The sequence below is a fragment of the Streptomyces hilarionis genome (assembly GCF_024539675.1).
GTDB lineage: Bacteria > Actinomycetota > Actinomycetes > Streptomycetales > Streptomycetaceae > Streptomyces > Streptomyces hilarionis.
In genome coordinates this window covers 30,195-50,544 of the sequence record NZ_JAHHIT010000020.1, presented here as the reverse complement: position 1 = coordinate 50,544, position 20,350 = coordinate 30,195, and the positions used below count along the sequence as shown (strand labels likewise).

Here is a 20,350-nt window from a genome sequence, read left to right as displayed (position 1 = left end):
GGGGCCCCGGTCATGCGACCGGGGCCCCTCCTCGTGTCCGTCCGCGGACCGGGACGTCACACGCCGACGCGGATCTGGTCGCGCAGCTTCGTGGTGATGTCGATCGCCACGTCCTTGGTGACGCCCTTCGTGGCGTCGCCCGGCGACACCATGGCGATGGTGCTGTAGTCGGCCCAGGCGCAGAACCAGTCGGTCTTCTCCTGCTTGGTGAGCGCGTTCTTCCCCTTGGCCGCCTGGCACTTCATGACCGCGCCGTCGAGGTCGGCCTTCTCGGGTTCGCCCACCAGCTCGCCCTTCTGGGCCCCGGCGGAACCCGACGAGCTCTCCTGCGACGACTTCTTGAAGTTGGCGAAGAACAGGTCCAGCGTCGCCTGCGGGTCGGCGATCTTGCCGTAGGCGCCGGCGAACGTGATGGTCTTCGAGGTGGCCAGCTCGGACGCGTCGGGCGCGGTGCTCGGGTCGGCCGGGTCGTACCCGCTCAGGTCCGCCGTCGTGTAGACGCCGATGACGGACTTGCCGTTCTGGACACCGGTCTTCGCCAGGTCGGCGCCCGAGTCCTTGCCGGGGCTCGCGCCGTCGTCCGAGACCCTGTTGTAGTCGGTCAGGGCGGTCCCCGGCGTCGTCAGTTTGTGCGCGCCGTCGTCCTTGAGGCCGCCGGCGCCGCCGCCTCCGCCGATCACGAAGTAGGCGCCCACGCCCAGCGCGACGACGACCGCGACCGCGCCGACGACGACGGCGGCCGTCTTCTTGCCGCGGCCGCCCGCCGGCGGCTGCGGGACGCCGTAGGGCGGCTGGCCGTACGGCGGCGGCTGCTGCCCGTACGGGGGCTGCCCGTACGGCGGCTGCTGGCCGTAGGGCGGGGCCTGCGGGGGCACGCCCTGCGGGGCCTGCGCCGGGTAGCCGTAGCCGGGCTGCGGGGCGGTGGGCGGCTGGGGGTAGCCGTAGCCGGGCTGCGGCGCCTGCGGCGGCTGACCGTACGGACCGGGCTGGCCGTACGGTCCGGGCTGCTGGGGCTGCCCACCGTACGGGCCCGGCTGGTTGTGACTCATTCCTGGGTTCCCCTCCAGATGCTTATGCGTTTTTCACATCCTGGCTCAAAGCCCCTACCTGCGCGGCGGCGGGGGTCGCACCGTTACAGAGGAAACACGTTTCGGGACGGCTCGGTGACACCCCTAAACTGGGCGCGTGACCGAGAACGCTCAGCAGCAGCCATCAGCGCCCCACACCGAACTGCCGACCCAGTACGCGCCGGCCGACGTAGAGGGGCCGCTGTACGAGCGCTGGGTGGAGCGGGGCTACTTCGAGGCCGACGCCAAGAGCGACAAGCCTCCGTACACCGTCGTCATCCCCCCGCCGAACGTCACGGGCAGCCTGCACCTGGGGCACGCCTTCGAGCACACGCTCATCGACGCCCTCACCCGCCGCAAGCGCATGCAGGGCTTCGAGACGCTCTGGCAGCCGGGCATGGACCACGCCGGCATCGCCACGCAGAACGTCGTCGAGCGCGAACTGGGCAAGGAGGGCAAGTCCCGTCACGACCTCGGCCGGGAGGCGTTCGTCGAGCGCGTCTGGCGGTGGAAGGGCGAGTCCGGCGGCCAGATCAGCGGCCAGATGCGCCGCCTCGGCGACGGCGTCGCCTGGTCGCGTGAGCGCTTCACCATGGACGAGGGCCTCTCCCAGGCCGTCCAGACCATCTTCAAGCGGCTCTACGACGACGAGCTCATCTACCGGGCCGAGCGCATCATCAACTGGTGTCCGCGCTGTCTGACGGCGATCTCGGACATCGAGGTCGAGTACCAGGACGACGACGGCGAGCTCGTCTCCATGAAGTACGGCGAGGGCGACGACACCATCGTCGTCGCCACCACGCGCGCGGAGACGATGCTCGGCGACACGGCCGTCGCCGTCCACCCCGACGACGAGCGCTACAAGCACCTGGTCGGCAAGGAGATCCGCCTTCCGCTGACCGACCGCTCCATCCCGGTCGTCGCCGACACCCACGTCGACCCCGAGTTCGGCACCGGCGCGGTCAAGGTGACCCCGGCGCACGACCCGAACGACTTCGAGATCGGCCAGCGCCACAACCTGCCGTCGCTCACCGTCATGGACGAGCACGCGGTCATCACCGCCCACGGCCCCTTCCAGGGCCTGGACCGGCTGGAGGCCCGCTCCGCCATCGTCGCCGCCCTGCGCGCCGAGGGCCGGATCGTCGCCGAGAAGCGGCCGTACGTCCACTCCGTCGGCCACTGCTCGCGCTGCAAGACGACCATCGAGCCGCGCCTGTCCATGCAGTGGTGGGTCAAGGTCGGCCCGCTGGCGAAGGCCGCCGGCGACGCCGTCCGCGACGGCCGCGTCAAGATCCACCCGCAGGAGATGGAGAAGCGGTACTTCGACTGGGTCGACAACCTGCACGACTGGTGCATCTCGCGTCAGTTGTGGTGGGGTCACCGCATCCCGGTCTGGTACGGCCCGAACGGCGAGGTCGTCTGCGTCGGCCCCGACGACGAGGCGCCCACCGGCGAGGGCTGGCGTCAGGACACCGACGTCCTCGACACGTGGTTCTCCTCCGGCCTGTGGCCGTTCTCCACGCTCGGCTGGCCCGAGCAGACCGAGTCGCTCGCGAAGTTCTACCCGAACTCCGTTCTGGTCACCGGCTACGACATCCTCTTCTTCTGGGTCGCCCGGATGATGATGTTCGGCCTGTACGCGATGGACGGCACCCCGCCGTTCCACACCATCGCCCTGCACGGCATGGTCCGCGACCAGTTCGGCAAGAAGATGTCGAAGTCCTTCGGCAACGCGGTCAACCCGCTGGACTGGATGGACAAGTACGGCTCCGACGCGCTCCGGTTCACCCTCGCGCGCGGCGCCAACCCCGGCGTCGACGTCCCGATCGGCGAGGACTGGGTCCAGGGCTCCCGCAACTTCGCCAACAAGATCTGGAACGCCACGCGCTTCGCGCTGATGAACGGCGCGACGGTCGAGGGCCCGCTGCCGGACGCCTCGCAGCTGTCGGCGACCGACCGCTGGATCCTGTCCCGGCTCAACTCGGTCGTCGCCGAAGTCGACGCGCTCTACGAGGACTTCCAGTTCGCGAAGCTCTCCGACGCGCTGTTCCACTTCGCCTGGGACGAGGTCTTCGACTGGTACGTCGAGCTGTCCAAGACGACGTTCATGGCCGGCGGCGAGCCCGCGAAGGTCTCCGGCCGGGTCCTCGGCGAGGTCCTCGACGTCACCCTGAAGCTGCTGCACCCGATCGTCCCGTTCGTCACGGAGACGCTGTGGACCACGCTGACCGGCGGCGAGTCCCTCGTCGTCGCCGCGTGGCCCAAGGCTGTGTCCGTCCCCGGTGCCGACGCGCCGGGCGGCTTCCGGGACACGGCCGCCGAGAAGGAGATCGAGAGCCTCCAGTCGGTCATCACCGAGGTCCGCCGGTTCCGCGCCGACCAGGGTCTGCAACCCGGCCAGCGCGTCCCGGCCCGCCTGACCCTCGACGGCACGCCGTTCGCGGCGCACGAGGCCGCCGTCCGCCAGCTGCTGCGTTTGCAGCCGGAGGGCGAGGACTTCTCCGCGACGGCGACCCTGCCGGTCGCGGGCGCCACGGTCGCGCTGGATCTGTCCGGCACGATCGACGTGGCCGCCGAGCGCAAGCGGCTGGCCAAGGACCTGGCGGCGGCCGAGAAGGAGAAGGCCCAGGCGGTCGCCAAGCTCGGAAACGAGGCGTTCCTCGCGAAGGCCCCCGACAACGTGGTCGACAAGATCCGCACCCGCCTGGCCAAGGCGGACGAGGACATCGCCCGCATCGAGAGCCAGCTGGAGCGTCTGCCCCAGGCGTGAGGCGGCGCGAGGCGTCATGACGACGAAGGCCCCCGGGACCGGCACGGTTGCGGGGGCCTTCGCCCACCTCTGTCAGCGGTCGTCCGTAGACTGGCCCCGTGAGCGAGCTCCCCCCGAACGGCAACCACGACGACCTGCCCGCCCCCTTCGACCCCCTCGATCCCTTCGACGAGATCATCGCCGAGGAGACCGACCGCGACCCCGATCTCGCGGTCATCGAGGCCGGCAGCCGCACCCTGCGCACCCAGGGCGGCGCACCGCAGGCCGACGTGCCCGCGCGCCCCGAGGACCCCGAGGTCGACAAGGCCCTGCGCGAGGTCGAGGCGGAGCTGGCCACCCGCTGGGGCGAGACGAAGCTCGAACCCTCCGTCGCCCGGATCGCCGCGCTGATGGACGTGCTGGGGGACCCGCAGCGCTCCTACCCGTCGATCCACATCACGGGCACGAACGGCAAGACGTCCACCGCCCGCATGATCGAGGCGCTGCTCGGCGCCTTCGAGCTGCGCACCGGCCGGTACACGAGCCCGCACGTGCAGTCGATCACCGAGCGCATCAGCCTGGACGGCGCCCCGATCTCCGCCGAGCGGTTCATCGAGACCTACCGGGACGTCCAGCCGTACATCGACATGGTCGACGGCGCGCAGGAGTACCGGCTGTCGTTCTTCGAGGTGCTCACCGGCATGGCGTACGCCGCCTTCGCCGACGCGCCCGTGGACGTCGCCGTCGTGGAAGTGGGCATGGGCGGCTCCTGGGACGCCACGAACGTCATCGACGGCGACGTCGCCGTCGTCACGCCCATCGACCTGGACCACACCGACCGGCTCGGGGAGACGACCGCCGAGATCGCCGCCGAGAAGGGCGGGATCGTCAAGCAGGACGCCACCGTCATCCTGGCCCAGCAGCCGGTCGACGCGGCCCAGGTGCTGCTGAAGAAGGCCGTCGAGGTCGACGCGACCGTGGCCCGGGAAGGGCTGGAGTTCGGGGTCGTCGCCCGCCAGGTCGCCGTCGGCGGGCAGCTGGTCACCCTGCGTGGGCTGGGCGGCGAGTACCCCGAGGTGTACCTGCCCCTGCACGGCCCCTACCAGGCGCACAACGCGGCCGTCGCGCTCGCCGCCGTCGAGGCGTTCTTCGGCGTCGGCTCCCAGCGGCCCGAGCCGCTCGACATCGAGACCGTCCGCAAGGCCTTCGCCGCCGTCACCTCGCCGGGCCGCCTCGAAGTCGTCCGCCGTTCCCCGACCGTCGTCCTGGACGCCGCGCACAACCCGGCCGGCGCCCGGGCCACCGCCGAGGCCGTGGGGGAGGCGTTCGACTTCTCCCGGCTGATCGGCGTGGTCGGCGCCAGCGGCGACAAGAACGTGCGCGGGCTCCTGGAGGCCTTCGAGCCGATCTTCGCCGAGGTCGTGATCACGCAGAACGCCAGCCACCGCGCGATGGACGCCGACGAGCTCGCCGCGATCGCCGTCGAGGTGTTCGGCGACGAGCGCGTCCAGGTCGAGCCGCGGCTGCCCGACGCCCTGGAGGCGGCGATCACCCTCGCCGAGGAGGAGGGCGAGTTCTCGGGCGGAGGCGTCCTGGTCACCGGTTCCGTCATCACCGTCGGCGAGGCGCGACTGCTCCTCGGGAAGGGCTGAGGCCCGCCATGCGTACGCTCTGCTCCTCGACCCTGATCGGTGAGTTCTTCGTCATCGGCTTCGCCGGCCTGGTCGCCATGAAGGACTCCGAGCTGTCCCCGTCCACGGTGTGGACGGTCTGCGGCATCGCCATGCTGCTCAGCGTGCTGCTGTGCGGCATGGTCACCCGGCCCGGCGGGGTCGCGCTCGGCTGGGCGCTCCAGATCGCCCTGGTCGCGTCCGGTTTCTTCGTCCCGATCATGTTCTTCATGGGCCTGCTCTTCGGGGCGCTGTGGTGGGCCTCGGTGCACTACGGCCGAAAGGTCGACGAGGCCAGGGCCCGCTTCGCCGCGCAGGCCTCCGCCGCCTCGGCGGATACCGCTGACGCTGCGTGACGAGTGCCCGGAGCGGACCTGTAACCTCATCCCACCGCACCTGAGGCGCCAGAGCACCGGCGCCGGACACCGGCTGTAGAAGGAGCCCCCTCGTGAGCCAGCGCACCCTCGTCCTGCTCAAGCCCGACGCCGTCCGTCGTGGCCTGACCGGCGAGATCATCAGCCGTATCGAACGCAAGGCCGGCTGGCAGATCACCGCGCTGGAGCTGCGTACGCTGGACCAGGACACGCTGGAGCAGCACTACGGCGAGCACAAGGGCAAGCCCTTCTACGAGCCGCTGGTGCAGTTCATGGCCTCCGGTCCGGTCGTCGCGCTGATCGTCGAGGGCGAGCGGGTCATCGAGGGCGTGCGGGCGCTGGCCGGCCCGACCGACCCGATCGCCGCCGCTCCCGGCTCCATCCGCGGCGACTACGGTGTCATCGTCCGCGAGAACCTGATCCACGCCTCCGACTCCGAGGAGTCCGCCGAGCGCGAGGTGAAGATCTTCTTCCCCGGCCGGGCCTGACCCCGTACGGCCGCAGAAGGGTCTGAAGCGGGCGATCGAGGGAACGTGAGCCCCCGAACGCCCGTCTCCAGAAGCGAACCCACACAGCATCTGCAAACAATGGCGGAGACCGCTCCGCAGTGTTCGTGCAGGCGCGTTTACGATGGAAGCCTTCACGTCACAGCACCCACCTCGCCGACCTGATAAGCCCTCAAAGCTCATGGAAGGCCAGTCGAATCCTGATGGGGAACTCAATGTCGTTCATCGGCCGTGACATGGCTGTCGACCTCGGGACCGCCAACACGCTGGTGTACGTCAGGGGTCGCGGGATCGTCCTCAACGAGCCGTCCGTCGTCGCGATCAACACCAACACCGGTGGCATCCTCGCGGTCGGCGCCGAAGCGAAGAAGATGATCGGGCGAACGCCGGGCAACATCGTTGCCGTGCGTCCGCTGAAGGACGGCGTGATCGCCGACTTCGAGATCACCGAGCGGATGCTCCGCTACTTCATCCTGAAGATCCACAAGCGGCGGTATCTGGCTCGGCCGCGGGTCGTCGTCTGTGTGCCCTCGGGCATCACGGGCGTCGAGCGCCGTGCCGTCATCGAGGCGTCGACCCAGGCCGGCGCCCGTCAGGTGCACATCATCGAGGAGCCCATGGCCGCGGCCATCGGCTCCGGCCTGCCGGTCCACGAGGCCACGGGCAACATGGTGGTGGACATCGGCGGCGGCACCACGGAGGTCGCGGTCATCTCGCTCGGCGGCATCGTCACCGCCCAGTCCATCCGTGTCGCGGGCGATGAACTGGACAACGCGATCATCCAGCACATCAAGAAGGAGTACAGCCTCCTCCTCGGTGAGCGGACCGCCGAACAGATCAAGATCACGATCGGTTCGGCGTACGACCTCGACGACGACCAGCACACCGAAATCCGTGGCCGCGACCTCGTCTCCGGACTGCCCAAGACCGTCGTCATCTCGGCCGCCGAGGTGCGCAAGGCGATCGAGGAACCGGTCAACGCGATCGTGGACGCCGTGAAGACCACGCTCGACAAGTGCCCGCCGGAGCTGTCCGGCGACATCATGGACCGCGGAATCGTTCTGACCGGTGGCGGAGCCCTGCTGCGCGGTCTGGACGAGCGGCTGCGCCGGGAGACCGGCATGCCCATCCACATCGCCGAGGACCCGCTGGACAGCGTGGCGCTCGGCTCCGGGAAGTGCGTCGAGGAGTTCGAGGCGCTCCAGCAGGTCCTGGACGCGGCGCCGCGCAGATGACGTAACGCTTCGATTCCGCCGTACGGGATGATCTCCTCTCGTGCGGCGGATCGTTGGTATTGCGGCATAAGCTCCGATAAAGCGCCCTTGGTCATCTCGGCCCGGGGCCACCCCGGTTCCCCGCCCGCTCTCCGACAACTGCTCGACGACACCTGCTTCCTGATTCCTGTTCTTGGTTTTTCTCTCGAGGAAGGGCACGGCCGCCGCACGTGAGGGACACACGAGAGAGCCGGCTGCTCCTGGTGCTGCTGATCGCCGTAGCGTTCGCGCTGATCACGGTGGACATCCGGGGCGGGGAGGACTCCCCGGTCGACGGCGCCCGGCAGGCCGCGGCCGCCGCCTTCGGCCCGATCGAGAACGGAGTGTCGTCGGCGGTGGACCCCGTCGGCAACGCCGTCTCGGCCGTCCGCGACTCCGGGGAGCGCCACGACCGGCTCACCGCGCTGGAGAAGGAGAACGCGGCGCTCAAGGCGAAGCTCGGCAGCGACGACCGCAACCGCAGCCGGCTGACGCAGCTCGACAAGATGCTGAAGATCGCCGGCACCGGGCAGTACGGCATCAAGGGCGCGGAGGTCATCGCCATCGGAGCGGCCCAGGGCTTCTCCTGGACGATCACCATCGACGTCGGCGCCAACGACGGCGTCAAGCGCGACATGACGGTCCTGAACGGGGACGGACTGGTCGGGCGGGTCACCACCGTCGGACCCGACACCGCGACCGTGCTGCTGGCCAGCGACCCCGACTTCACCGTCGGCACCCGGATGGAGTCCTCCGACGAGCTCGGCTTCGCCTCCGGGCAGGGCGACCGCCCGCTGCGCGTCGAACTCCTCAACGGCAAGGCCGACGTGAAGAAGGGCGACCGGCTGGTCACCTTCGGCTCGCAGGCCGACAAGCCCTTCGTGCCCGGCGTCCCCGTCGGCGTCGTCTCCCGCGTCGACCCCTCCGGCGGCGACCTCACCCGCACCCTCTACGTCACGCCGTACGTCAGCTACACCAAGCTCGACATCGTGGGCGTCGTCGTCGAGGCCCCGAAGAAGGACCCGCGCGACACCGTGCTCCCCTCCAAGCCCAAACCGGTCCCCACGCCGACGGTGACCGTCACGGTCACTCCGAGCGCGAACGCACCCGTAGACGGCCAGCAGCAGTAGGAGCTGACAACCCCCATGCGCGTCAACCGGATCCTGCTCTCCGTCCCGCTGGTCGTCGTCGCCCTGGTCGTCCAGGTGAGCGTCCTCGCCCGCCTCCACCTCCCGGGCGCCGTCCCCGACCTCCTCCTGCTCACCGTGCTGGGCCTGGCCATGGTGTACGGCCATGTCGGCGGCGCCCTCATCGGCTTCGGCGCCGGCCTGCTGGCCGACCTCGCGCCGCCCGCCGACCACGCGGCCGGGCGCTACGCCCTGGTGCTCTGCGTGATCGGCTACCTCGCCGGGCTGATCAAGCCCGAGACCGGGCAGATCAAGTCGGCCACCGGCCCGATGGTCGTGGTCGTCGCGGCCGCCGTCGGCTCGACCCTGCTGTACGCGGGGGTCGGCGCCCTCGTCGGCGACACCGCCGCCCGTCACGTGGGCCTGACCGGGCTGCTGTTCACGTCCGCCCTGTACGACCTGCTGCTCGCCCCGTTCGTGGTCCCCGCGATCATGTTCCTGGCGCGGCGCGCCGACAACGACCCGCTCGCCGAGACCAACTCCGCGGCCAAGACCCCGGACATCTCCTCCGGCTGGCTCTCCTCGGGCACGGGCCTGCGGATCGGCGGGCAGCGCGGCGGGCTCAAGCTGAAGGCGGCCCGGTCGCGGGCCACCCGAGCCGGGCGCATCAAGGGGGTCAAGCGGCTGTGACGGCGGGGGCCCGCGCGCACGGCGCGCCACCGGATGAATCACCCGAACGGGTAAGGCGAGGCGGAACGAGGCCTCACAGACCGATCGTTCATCATTCGTCCGCGCACACACGTTCGCGCACCGCGTCCGCGTCCTGAGAGGGGGAGACAGCCGCAGTGACCAACATTCCCGAGACCGGTCGGACCCCACGGGTGCAGATCCGGCTCGTCGTGATCCAGATCCTCGTCCTCTCCCTGCTCGGCACCCTGGGCGGCCGCCTGTGGTACCTGCAGATCCGGGAGGGCGCCGCGTACGCCAAGGAGGCCTCCGGCAACCACGTGCAGCAGGTCGTCGAACCCGCGGTGCGCGGCTCGATCCTGGACGCGCGCGGCGTGCCCCTGGCCGACAACGAGACGCGCCTGGTCGTCTCCGCCTCCCGCACGGACCTGCTGAAGCAGCCCGACGACGGCAAGGCGGTCCTGGCCAAGCTCGCCGGTGTCCTCGGCATGAAGGCCGACGAGGTCGCCCAGAAGGTCCGGCTGTGCGACGCGAAGACGCCGCAGCCCTGCTGGAACGGCTCGCCCTACCAGCCGATCCCGATCACCGACGAGGCGACCGCCAAGCAGGCCCTTCAGATCCGCGAGCGCGCCGAGGACTTCCCCGGCATCACCGCCGAGCCCGAGGCCGTGCGCCGCTATGCCGCCCCCGGCAACGCCAACACCGCCCAGGTCCTCGGCTACCTCTCCCCGGTCACCGACGCGGAGATCACCAAGGCCCAGGACACCGACTCGCCGTACCTGCGCTCCGACCAGGTCGGCCGCAGCGGCCTGGAGCGCCAGTACGACAAGGAGCTGCGCGGCAAGGCCGGCGTCACCCGCTACGAGGTCGACAACCTCGGCCGTGTCATCGGCCAGGCCGAGGCCGACGCGGCCCAGCCCGGCTCCAACCTCGTCACCAGCATCGACGCCCGCGTCCAGCGGGTCGCCGAGTACGAGCTGAACAACGCGATGAAGATCGCCCGCACCCAGTTCGACAAGATCACCGGCGAGAACTACAAGGCCGACTCCGGCGCCGTCGTCGTGATGGAGGCCAAGACCGGACGGGTCGTCGCCATGGCGTCCGCCCCGGCCTACGACCCCAACGTCTGGGTCGGCGGCATCTCCGCCAAGGACTACAAGCGGCTCACCGGCAAGAACTCCGACTACCCGCTGCTCAACCGGGCCATACAGGGTCAGTCCGCGCCCGGTTCGACGTTCAAGGTGGTCTCCACGGCCGCCGCGGTCGAGGCCGGCTACGAGTGGGACGGCGGCTACCCGTGCACCAGCTCCTACTCGGTGGGCGGCCAGGTGTTCAAGAACTTCGAGGGGGAGAGCTTCGGCCCCATCTCGCTGGGCCGGGCCCTCGAGGTCTCCTGCGACACCGTCTTCTACGGCCTCGCCGACCGGGAGTGGAAGAAGGACGGCGGCATCAACCCGAAGAAGGGTGAGCCCAAGGACTTCTTCTACAAGGCCGCCCACCAGTTCGGCCTCGGCAAGGAGACGGGTCTCGACCTGCCGAACGAGGTCACCGGCCGGGTCCCGGACCGCCAGTGGAAGGAGTCCTACTGGAAGGCCAACAAGGACTCCTGGTGCAAGTCCGGCAAGAAGGACGGCAGTTACGTCGAGAAGATCGCGTACGAGAACTGCCTCGAGGGCAACAAGATGCGCGAGGGCGACTCGATCAACTACTCCATCGGTCAGGGCGACACCCTCGTCACCCCGATCCAGGAGGCCGTGATCTACGGGGCGCTCGCCAACGGCGGCACCATGTACACCCCGACCATCGGCAAGGCGATCGTGAGCGCCGACGGCCGGACCGTCCAGGAGATCAAGCCCAAGCCCAAGGGCAGGCTGCCCGTCACCAAGGCCACGATCAAGGGCATGGACGCCGCGCTGGAAGGCGTGATCACCCGCGGTACCGCCGCCTGGAAGTTCGGCGGCTGGCCGCAGGACAAGATCCCGCTGCACGCGAAGACGGGTACCGCGGAGGTCTACGGCAAGCAGACGACGTCCTGGCTCGCCACGTACAGCAAGGACTACACGGTCGTCATGACGATCGCCCAGGCCGGTACCGGCTCGGGCGCCTCCGGTGAGGCCGTGCGGCACATCTACAACGCGATGTACGGCGTCTCCGAGGACGGCGGCATCGACAAGAAGAACGCCCTGCTGCCCACCCCGCAGACCGGCCTGCCCAAGGTCCAGGCGGACGGCACGATCAAGTCCCCCAAGGTCTCCAAGGACCCGGCCAAGGAGCAGCGCGCCAGCCAGCAGAGCACCCCGGACCCGGACGGGACGCAGCCGGCGGGCACCGCGCAGCAGAACACCGCCACCAACCGCGACACCCGCCGCCGACGACGGAACAGGGGAAGCCGGAGGATGTGCACATGAGCGGCGCGAACAGTTTCTCCGTCTCCGGATACGGGCCCGCCCGGGCCGGCTGGACACGGGTCTTCGCCCGTGACTCGATGGCCCGCAGGCTGGACTGGCCGATACTGCTGTCGGCGATCGCGCTGTCGCTGATCGGCTCGCTCCTGGTCTTCTCGGCGACCCGCAACCGCACCGAGATCAACCAGGGCGACCCGTACTACTTCCTCGTCCGGCACCTGATGAACACCGGCATCGGGCTCGCCCTGATGGTCGGCACCATCTGGCTCGGCCACCGCACCCTGCGCAACGCGGTGCCGGTCCTGTACGGACTGTCGCTCCTCGGGATCCTCGCGGTGCTCACGCCGCTGGGCTCCACGGTCAACGGCGCGCACTCCTGGATCGTGCTCGGCGGCGGCTTCTCGCTCCAGCCCTCCGAATTCGTGAAGATCACGATCATCCTGGGCATGGCCATGCTGCTCGCGGCCCGGGTCGACGCGGGCGACAAGCCCTACCCCGACCAGCGCACGGTGATCCAGGCGCTCGGTCTCGCGGCCGTCCCCATGCTGATCGTGATGCTGATGCCCGACCTCGGGTCCGTCATGGTCATGGTGATGATCGTGCTGGGCGTGCTGCTGGCTTCCGGCGCCTCCAACCGCTGGGTCTTCGGGCTGCTCGGAGCGGGCGCGGCGGGCGCGATCGCCGTCTGGCAGCTGCACATCCTCGACGAGTACCAGATCGCCCGCTTCGCCGCCTTCGCCAACCCCAGCCTCGACCCGGCCGGCGTGGGCTACAACACCAACCAGGCGAGGATCGCGATCGGCTCCGGCGGTCTCACCGGCGCCGGGCTGTTCCACGGCTCGCAGACCACCGGCCAGTTCGTGCCCGAGCAGCAGACCGACTTCGTGTTCACGGTCGCGGGCGAGGAACTCGGCTTCATGGGCGCGGGCCTGATCATCGTCCTGCTCGGCGTGGTCCTCTGGCGCGCCTGCCGCATAGCGCGTGAGACGACGGAGCTGTACGGCACGATCGTCGCCGCGGGCATCGTGGCCTGGTTCGCGTTCCAGGCCTTCGAGAACATCGGCATGACCCTGGGGATCATGCCGGTGACGGGCCTGCCGCTGCCGTTCGTCTCCTACGGCGGCACATCGATGTTCGCCGTCTGGGTGGCGGTGGGACTGTTGCAGTCCATCCGGGTGCAACGGCCCATGTCGGCCTGAGCGCCCCCGCACCCCCGGGCACCTTCGGGTTCTCCTCCGGGCGGCCGTGATTCGGGTCCGATGCGCACTGCCGCTCGGACCCGAGTGCGACTAGATTCAATTCATGGCGGAGACGAAACGCGAGATCGAGCGCAAGTACGAATCCGACGAGAGCGGGCTGCCCGATCTGACCGGAGTGGCCGGCGTCGTCACCGTCCTCGACAAGGGCGTCGTCGAGCTGGACGCGACCTACTACGACACCTCCGACCTGCGGCTGGCCGCGGCCTCGATCACCCTGCGCCGCCGCACCGGCGGCTCGGACGCCGGCTGGCACCTGAAACTGCCGGTCGAGGCCGGCGTACGGGACGAGATCAGATCCCCCCTCTCGGACACCGTGCCCGAGGAGCTCGGCCGGCTAGTCCGCTCGCGGGTCCGCGAGGGGCAGCTGGTGCCGGTGGTGCGGCTGCGCTCCAGCCGGGACGTGCGCGAACTCGTCGACGGCAGGGGCCGCCCACTCGCCGAGGCCAGCGTGGACGCCGTGCGGGCCGACCGGCTGTTCGGCGGCGAGGGCAGCGCCCAGTGGACCGAGATCGAGGTGGAGCTCGCCGACGGCGGTGACCCGGCCCTGCTCGACAAGGTGGAGAAGCGGCTGCGCAAGGCCGGCGTCCGGCCGTCGAGGTCGTCGTCCAAGCTGGCGAGGGCGCTGACGGAGACGGCGTCGAAGAAGAAGCGGGCCAAGGGCAGGACGTCGGCGGCGAAGGCCGCCGCGGGCGACGAGCCGGTGACCGCCGGCGACCATGTGCTCGCCTACGTGCGCGCCCAGCGGGACGCGATCGTCGCCCTCGATCCGGCCGTCCGCCAGGAGACCCCGGACTCCGTGCACGACATGCGCGTCGCGACCCGACGGCTGCGCAGCACCTTCCGTTCCTTCGGCAAGGTCCTCGACCCGGCCGTCACCGCCCCGATCGCCGACGAGTTGAAGTGGCTCGCCGGCGAACTGGGCGCCGGCCGCGACCAGGAGGTGCTCGACGAACGCCTGACGGCCGCTGTGGACGACCTGCCCGCCGCCCTCGTCTCCGGCCCGGTGGAGGCCCGGCTGCGGGCATGGGCGCAGGCCCAGCGCACCGGCTCGCGCCACCGGCTGCTCGGGGTCCTGGACTCGCCGCGCCATCTGGCCCTGCTCGACGCCCTGGACGCGCTGGTCGCCGACCCGCCGCTGCTGGAGGCGGCCGCGGGCAAGCCGGGCAAGGTGCTGGCCAAGGCCGTGCGCAAGGACTTCCGGAAGGTGTCGGCGCTGATCGCACCGGCCCTGGACGAGCCGTCCGGTCACGCGCGGGACGTCAGCCTGCACGAGGCGCGCAAGAAGACCAAGCGGACCCGCTACGCGGCGGAGACCGCCGTCCCCGCGGTCGGCGGCTCCGCCAAGGCGCTCGCCAAGTCCATGAAGTCGCTGCAGAGCCTGCTCGGCGACCATCAGGACAGCGTCATGGCCCGCCAGACCCTGCGCGAGCTGTCCGCGGTGGCGCACGCGGCGGGGGAGAGCGCGTTCACCTACGGCGTGCTCTACGGGCGGGAGGTGGGGCGGGCCGAGCGGGCCGAGGAGGCGCTGCCGCGGGTCTGGGAGCGGGTCTGCGAGCGGACGCAGGTCTGAGGACCGGCCGCCGTGGGCTTCTCGTCGGGCGGGGGATGCCTCCGGTCGGGTTACGCTAGATGGTCACCCGCCCCCGAGCCTGTCGGCCGGGGGGATCCCCGGTCAGCTCACGAAGGTGCCCCCGCGATGTCTGTCGAGTCGGTCTTCCCGCAGCTCGAAGCCTTGCTCCCGCATGTGCAGAAGCCGATCCAGTATGTGGGCGGCGAGCTCAACTCCACGGTCAAGCCCTGGGAGGCGTGCGACGTCCGCTGGGCTCTGATGTACCCGGACGCGTACGAGGTCGGTCTGCCCAACCAGGGCGTCATGATCCTCTACGAGGTGCTGAACGAGCAGGAGGGCGTCCTCGCCGAGCGCACCTACAGCGTGTGGCCGGACCTGGAGGCGCTGATGCGGGAGCACGCCGTCCCGCAGTTCACCGTGGACAGCCACCGCCCGGTGAAGGCCTTCGACGTCTTCGGCCTGTCCTTCTCCACGGAGCTGGGCTACACCAACATGCTGGCCGCCCTGGACCTCGCCGGGATCCCGCTGGAGGCCGCGGACCGCGGTCTCGACGACCCGATCGTGCTGGCCGGCGGGCATGCCGCCTTCAACCCCGAGCCGATCGCCGACTTCATCGACGCGGCGGTCATCGGCGACGGCGAGCAGGCCGTGCTCGACATGACGAAGATCATCCGCGAGTGGAAGGCCGAGGGCCGGCCCGGCGGCCGCGAGGAGGTCCTCTTCCGGCTGGCGAAGACGGGCGCGGTGTACATCCCGCGGTTCTACGACGTCGAGTACCTGCCGGACGGCCGGATCGCCCGCGTGGTCCCGAACCGCTCCGGCGTGCCGTGGCGGGTCTCCAAGCACACGGTCATGGACCTCGACGAGTGGCCCTACCCGAAGCAGCCGCTGGTCCCGCTCGCCGAGACGGTCCACGAGCGCATGTCGGTGGAGATCTTCCGCGGCTGCACCCGCGGCTGCCGCTTCTGCCAGGCCGGCATGATCACCCGCCCGGTGCGCGAGCGGTCGATCACCGGCATCGGCGACATGGTGGAGAAGGGCCTGAAGGCGACCGGCTTCGAGGAGGTCGGCCTGCTCTCGCTGTCGAGCGCCGACCACAGCGAGATCGGCGAGGTCGCCAAGGGCCTCGCGGACCGCTACGAGGAGGACAAGATCGGCCTGTCCCTCCCCTCCACCCGCGTCGACGCCTTCAACGTGGACCTGGCCAACGAGCTGACCCGCAACGGGCGCCGCTCGGGTCTGACCTTCGCGCCCGAGGGCGGCTCGGAGCGTATGCGCAAGGTCATCAACAAGATGGTCTCCGAAGAGGACCTGATCAGGACCGTCTCCACCGCGTACGGCAACGGCTGGCGCCAGGTGAAGCTGTACTTCATGTGCGGCCTGCCCACGGAGACGGACGAGGACGTCCTCCAGATCGCCGACATGGCGATGAACGTGATCGCCGAGGGCCGCAAGGTCTCCGGCCAGAACGACATCCGCTGCACGGTCTCGATCGGCGGGTTCGTGCCCAAGCCGCACACCCCGTTCCAGTGGGCTCCCCAGCTCTCCGCCGAGGAGACCGACGCCCGCCTGCAAAAGCTCCGGGACAAGATCCGCGGCGACAAGAAGTACGGCCGCTCGATCGGCTTCCGCTACCACGACGGCAAGCCCGGCATCGTCGAGGGCCTCCTCTCCCGTGGCGACCGCCGCATCGGCGCCGTCATCCGGGCCGTCTACGAGGACGGCGGCCGCTTCGACGGCTGGCGCGAGCACTTCTCCTACGACCGCTGGATGGCCTGCGCCGACAAGACGCTGCCCGCCTTCGGCGTGGACGTCGACTGGTACACGACGCGCGAGAAGACCTACGAGGAGGTCCTGCCCTGGGACCACCTGGACTCGGGCCTCGACAAGGACTGGCTCTGGGAGGACTGGCAGGACGCCCTCGACGAGACCGAGGTCGAGGACTGCCGCTGGACGCCGTGCTTCGACTGCGGCGTGTGCCCGGCGATGGACACGCACATCCAGATCGGCCCGACGGGCAAGAAGCTCCTGCCCCTCACGGTGAAGCAGCCCGCCGGCAGCGGACACGCGCACGGGCACTGAGGCGGGCCCCGCTCCACTTCCGCGCCGGTCGGGACGTCCGGCCGGCGCCCGGGTGCGTGTCCCGAAGGCGGCAGCGTGATCGAAGCGTCCCTCTCCGCCGTGCCGGGCCTGGTCGTCTCCGTGCTGGTGCTCGCGGTGCTCACCGCGGCGCCCACGGCCCTCGTGGCGAAGGCGACGGGCAGGCCGTGGCCCCTCAGGACGGCCCTGGCGGTCTACCTGGCAGGCATCCTGGCGGTGACGCTCCTGCCGGGCCACGCCGGCTTGCAGCCGTGGCAGTGCGACACCGGTGCGCCCGCGCACCTGTTCACGTCGGCGAGTTCGCTGCTGAACGTCGCCCTCTTCGCCCCCGGCGCGCTTCTCGCCGTCCTGCTCTTCCCCAGGCCGGTGACGGTCGCGGCTGCCTTCGCAACGCTCAGCGCGGCCGTGGAACTCGCCCAGTCGGCCGGGATCCCGGGCCGCTCGTGCAGTGTGACCGATCTTGCGGCCAACGGGACCGGTGCGCTGCTGGGCTCCCTGCTGGGGGCGCTGTGGCTCCACCTCCGCCGGCGACCGCCCGGCAGGCCGCTGCGCGACCTCGTAGGGGGAACGTCCCTCGCCGTGCTCGCCGCGCTGCTCGTCGGCGGTGTCTTCGCGTCCCGCATCGACCGGGTCGACGTCGTCGCGATGGACGAGCACCGGCGCGATCTCGCGCAATCCGCCGTCCAGGCCGACGAGTGGATCACCACCGTGGCCGAGGGCGTCTTCGGAAGCGGTACGCGGGTGCGGGAGACCGCGAGCGCGACGCAGGGGCGCCGGCTGCGGATCACCGCGACGACGAACCGCGGCACCGTCACCGGGATCTGGCCGGCGAAGACGCTGGAGAGCGCTCGGTCCTCCACGGTCCGCGGCGACGAGGGAAGCCTCGACACGAGCGACGTCGCGGCGGCTGCGGCACGGTTCGCCCACCGGTGGTTCCCGCAGAACGTGAAGGGGAGCCGGCAGCGGGTCCGCTGCACCGGTGACGGCCCGACGAGGGTCTGCGCGGTGGCGTACCGGCGCTACGTGGACGAGGTCATGATGCCGATGCGTCTCGACCTCGCCGTCTCCGCATCGGGTCGCGTCCTGGGGTTCACCGCCCGAACCGTCGACGACCCGGTCCTCGCGCGCGTCACCGTCGACGTGGCCGAGGCCGAGGCCTTGGCGAAGGCGCCCGCGGGATCGACGGGCACATCCGCCGTGCTGCTCGCCGCGCGGGTCCGGGGCGCGTGGCGGCCGGTCTGGCTCGTCGGCGGCGGCGGGCGGCACGTCACGATCGACGCCGCGACCGGTGAACGCGTCGCGGGCACGGCCTGAGCGACGGGGCGGCCCTGACATCCCCTCAGGAGAGCCTCGGCGCAGGCGGGTCGGGGGCGGGGCGGCGTCCGTGCATCCGCCGGAGCGGCTGTAGCGTCTAGGTCCATATGGACCTGCAGAAACCGCCCGCCGCGCAGTCGCCCGCGGCACCGTCCGGCCGAGCGGCCGGGCAGGCGCCCGAGGGGTGTCTCGTCGTCGCGATCCGGCTGCCCGTGCGCATCGTGGTGCTCGTGCTCGTCGTGCCGGTGCGGATGGCGTGGGACGCGCTCGTCGTCGGCGGACGGTTCCTCCGGGACACCGTGCTGCGACCGTTCGGACGGGCCCTGCTCCGGCTCGGGAAGGCGCTGTTCGTCTGGCCGCTGATCGGGCTGTGGCGGTACGTCGTCGTTCCCCTGGGCCGTGCGCTCGCCTGGCTGGGACACGTACTGCTGGTAGTGCCCGCGCTCTGGCTGTACCGCCGGGTCCTCACGCCGCTCGGGCACGGCCTCGCCTGGCTGGCCCGAGGGGTGGGAGCCGGGGCGACGTGGCTGTACGCGCGCGTGCTGACGCCGGTCGGACACGCCGTCCTGTGGTCGCTGAAGGGGATCGGTGCGGTCGCCGCGGCCGTCGGCCTCGGTCTCTACGGCGCGGGGGCGTGGCTGGTCCGGTACCTCGTCGTCGTCCCCGCGCGATGGCTGTACACGTGGTGCCTCGCACCGGTCGGCCGGGCGCTCGCCCGGTGCGCGCGGGAGGCGTGGCGGCTGCTGCGGCTGCTGGCCGGCGGGATCGGCCTCGCCCTGTACTGGACGGTCCGGATCCTGCTGGTGCTGCCCGCGCTCGCCCTGTGGCGCTGGGTGCTGGCCCCCGTCGGCCGCTTCCTCGCCGTCGTCGCACGGGAGGTCGGGGACGCCCTCGGGCACGCCTGGCGCATCGCCGGCCGCATCTCGTTCGCCGTCGGCCGGTTCCTCGCCACCGTCCTGCGGTGGACCGTCGTGGAGCCCGTGCGCTGGGTCCACCGGACGGTGCTCACCCCGGTCGGGCACGTGATCCGCGACGCCGTGCTGCGTCCCGCCGCCCAGGCCGCGCGCAGCGTGGGCAGGGCCTCCCGGCAGGCGCTGGCCGCCGCCCGGGAGACGGCGCGGCAGACCCGCGCCGACGTGCGCCGCATGCTGTTCGGCGAGCCCGTGCCCCGGGAGGCGCTCGCCCGCCGGGAACCATCGGCGGGCGAGGCACGTACTCTTGGTAGCAGTACGACCGCTCTCACGAAGGACTGAACGACACTGGGCAAGCGACAGCCCGAAGGCCCGCCGCCCGCACCCGCGGTGCAGCGCATCCGTCTGCGTTACACCAAGCGCGGCCGCCTCCGGTTCACCAGCCACCGTGATTTCCAGCGTGCCTTCGAGCGCGCGTTGCGCCGTGCCGAGGTGCCGATGGCGTACTCGGCGGGGTTCACGCCGCACCCGAAGGTGTCGTACGCCAATGCCGCACCCACCGGCACGGGCAGTGAGGCGGAGTACCTGGAGATCGCGCTGACGGCGGCGCGTGACCCGGAGAAGCTGAGAGCTCTGCTCGACGAGTCGCTGCCCACCGGGCTCGACATCGTCGACGCGGTCGAGGCCCGCACCTCGGGTCTGGCCGACCGGCTGACGGCCTCCGTCTGGGAGCTGCGGCTGGCCGGCGTGGACCGGGCCGACGCCGACCGCGCGGTGGAGGCCTTCAAGCGGGCCGACGCCGTGGAGGTCCAGCGCACGACCAAGAACGGCGTCCGCACCTTCGACACCCGGGCCGCCGTCGTCAGCCTGGAAACGCACGGTGAGCCTGCTGATAGGCCGACCGACCAGCCCTGTGCGATACTGCGGCTGGTTGTTCGGCACGTGACGCCTGCCGTACGACCCGACGACGTCCTGTCCGGTCTCCGCGCCGTGGCCGACCTGGCGCCGCCGGTCCCCGCTGCGGTGACCAGGCTGGCGCAGGGGCTGTTCGATGAAGAGACCGGCACGGTGACCGACCCGCTCGCGCCCGACCGCGAGGCAGCTCAGGCCCTCACAACGGCCGAACCCGCTGCCGCCGCGAAGGCGCCCGCGTAGGGAAGGTCCCGCGAAGGAACGTACGTCGTAGCGCCGCCCTCGTATCCGGGAGCCACCTGGGTCGGGCAGCGCACCGACCACAAGACTTTCGCCAGGCCGTACGCATTCGGCGTACGGAACCGGCGAGACAGGACACAGAGAGCCCCCGTGCGGCGCCCGCGCCCCGGACGGCGGCACCGCGCATCGCGCGAGCCGCGGACGTC

15 protein-coding genes are annotated in these 20,350 nt (G+C 71.0%); 14 read left to right on the top strand and 1 reads right to left on the bottom strand.

Features of this window, described 5'->3' with window-relative positions; genetic code table 11:
- Positions 1 to 56 precede the first annotated feature (56 nt).
- On the bottom strand, positions 57 to 1,049 hold the full coding sequence (locus KMS84_RS04660; RefSeq protein WP_256914734.1) for a hypothetical protein: 993 nt from the start codon (positions 1,047 to 1,049) through the stop codon (positions 57 to 59).
- A 136-nt stretch (positions 1,050 to 1,185) separates the two neighbouring features.
- On the opposite strand from KMS84_RS04660, the gene KMS84_RS04655 reads away from it, so the two are divergent.
- The 14 genes from KMS84_RS04655 (at position 1,186) to KMS84_RS04590 (ending at position 20,147) form a co-directional block, all read left to right on the top strand.
- Positions 1,186 to 3,837 carry a valine--tRNA ligase gene (locus KMS84_RS04655; RefSeq protein ID WP_256914733.1) on the top strand — a complete coding sequence of 884 codons (2,652 nt, stop codon included), beginning with the start codon at positions 1,186 to 1,188 and terminating at the stop codon, positions 3,835 to 3,837.
- Between the two features lie 98 nt (positions 3,838 to 3,935).
- Complete coding sequence (gene folC / locus KMS84_RS04650; RefSeq protein WP_256914732.1) at positions 3,936 to 5,468, top strand: bifunctional tetrahydrofolate synthase/dihydrofolate synthase; 1,533 nt, start codon at positions 3,936 to 3,938, stop codon at positions 5,466 to 5,468.
- A gap of 8 nt (positions 5,469 to 5,476) precedes the next feature.
- Positions 5,477 to 5,842, top strand: coding sequence for a DUF4233 domain-containing protein (locus KMS84_RS04645; RefSeq protein WP_256914731.1), 366 nt, complete (start codon positions 5,477 to 5,479; stop codon positions 5,840 to 5,842).
- Positions 5,843 to 5,934: 92 nt separating this feature from the next.
- Positions 5,935 to 6,348 carry a nucleoside-diphosphate kinase gene (gene ndk, locus KMS84_RS04640; RefSeq protein WP_256914730.1) on the top strand — a complete coding sequence of 138 codons (414 nt, stop codon included), beginning with the start codon at positions 5,935 to 5,937 and terminating at the stop codon, positions 6,346 to 6,348.
- Between the two features lie 233 nt (positions 6,349 to 6,581).
- Positions 6,582 to 7,601, top strand: coding sequence for a rod shape-determining protein (locus KMS84_RS04635; protein WP_020127820.1), 1,020 nt, complete (start codon positions 6,582 to 6,584; stop codon positions 7,599 to 7,601).
- A gap of 209 nt (positions 7,602 to 7,810) precedes the next feature.
- Positions 7,811 to 8,749, top strand: coding sequence for a rod shape-determining protein MreC (gene mreC / locus KMS84_RS04630; RefSeq protein ID WP_256914729.1), 939 nt, complete (start codon positions 7,811 to 7,813; stop codon positions 8,747 to 8,749).
- Positions 8,750 to 8,764: 15 nt separating this feature from the next.
- Positions 8,765 to 9,436: a rod shape-determining protein MreD gene (gene mreD / locus KMS84_RS04625; protein ID WP_256914728.1), complete on the top strand. Its 672-nt coding sequence runs from the start codon at positions 8,765 to 8,767 to the stop codon at positions 9,434 to 9,436.
- Positions 9,437 to 9,591: 155 nt separating this feature from the next.
- Positions 9,592 to 11,841 (top strand): penicillin-binding protein 2, encoded by a 2,250-nt coding sequence (mrdA, locus tag KMS84_RS04620; RefSeq protein ID WP_256914727.1) that lies wholly within the window; start codon positions 9,592 to 9,594, stop codon positions 11,839 to 11,841.
- On the top strand, positions 11,838 to 13,037 hold the full coding sequence (rodA, locus tag KMS84_RS04615) for a rod shape-determining protein RodA (protein WP_256914726.1): 1,200 nt from the start codon (positions 11,838 to 11,840) through the stop codon (positions 13,035 to 13,037). Before mrdA ends, rodA begins: the two co-directional genes overlap by 4 nt.
- Positions 13,038 to 13,140: 103 nt before the next feature.
- Complete coding sequence (locus KMS84_RS04610; protein WP_256914725.1) at positions 13,141 to 14,667, top strand: CYTH and CHAD domain-containing protein; 1,527 nt, start codon at positions 13,141 to 13,143, stop codon at positions 14,665 to 14,667.
- A gap of 126 nt (positions 14,668 to 14,793) precedes the next feature.
- Positions 14,794 to 16,749: a TIGR03960 family B12-binding radical SAM protein gene (locus KMS84_RS04605; RefSeq protein WP_256914724.1), complete on the top strand. Its 1,956-nt coding sequence runs from the start codon at positions 14,794 to 14,796 to the stop codon at positions 16,747 to 16,749.
- 75 nt (positions 16,750 to 16,824) lie between these two features.
- Positions 16,825 to 18,081: a VanZ family protein gene (locus KMS84_RS04600; RefSeq protein WP_256914723.1), complete on the top strand. Its 1,257-nt coding sequence runs from the start codon at positions 16,825 to 16,827 to the stop codon at positions 18,079 to 18,081.
- A gap of 107 nt (positions 18,082 to 18,188) precedes the next feature.
- On the top strand, positions 18,189 to 19,334 hold the full coding sequence (locus KMS84_RS04595) for a hypothetical protein (RefSeq protein WP_256914722.1): 1,146 nt from the start codon (positions 18,189 to 18,191) through the stop codon (positions 19,332 to 19,334).
- A 48-nt stretch (positions 19,335 to 19,382) separates the two neighbouring features.
- Positions 19,383 to 20,147: a TIGR03936 family radical SAM-associated protein gene (locus KMS84_RS04590; protein WP_256914721.1), complete on the top strand. Its 765-nt coding sequence runs from the start codon at positions 19,383 to 19,385 to the stop codon at positions 20,145 to 20,147.
- Positions 20,148 to 20,350: the final 203 nt, after the last annotated feature.

Excerpts from the sequence above, each read along its gene's own strand:
- mreD (WP_256914728.1), top strand. The coding sequence starts at position 8,765 with ATGCGCGTCAACCGGATCCTGCTCTCCGTCCCGCTGGTCGTCGTCGCC.
- KMS84_RS04635 (WP_020127820.1), top strand. The coding sequence starts at position 6,582 with ATGTCGTTCATCGGCCGTGACATGGCTGTCGACCTCGGGACCGCCAAC.
- KMS84_RS04645 (WP_256914731.1), top strand. The coding sequence starts at position 5,477 with ATGCGTACGCTCTGCTCCTCGACCCTGATCGGTGAGTTCTTCGTCATC.
- KMS84_RS04660 (WP_256914734.1), bottom strand. The coding sequence starts at position 1,049 with ATGAGTCACAACCAGCCGGGCCCGTACGGTGGGCAGCCCCAGCAGCCC.
- KMS84_RS04605 (WP_256914724.1), top strand. The coding sequence starts at position 14,794 with ATGTCTGTCGAGTCGGTCTTCCCGCAGCTCGAAGCCTTGCTCCCGCAT.
- KMS84_RS04610 (WP_256914725.1), top strand. The coding sequence starts at position 13,141 with ATGGCGGAGACGAAACGCGAGATCGAGCGCAAGTACGAATCCGACGAG.
- rodA (WP_256914726.1), top strand. The coding sequence starts at position 11,838 with ATGAGCGGCGCGAACAGTTTCTCCGTCTCCGGATACGGGCCCGCCCGG.
- KMS84_RS04595 (WP_256914722.1), top strand. The coding sequence starts at position 18,189 with ATGGACCTGCAGAAACCGCCCGCCGCGCAGTCGCCCGCGGCACCGTCC.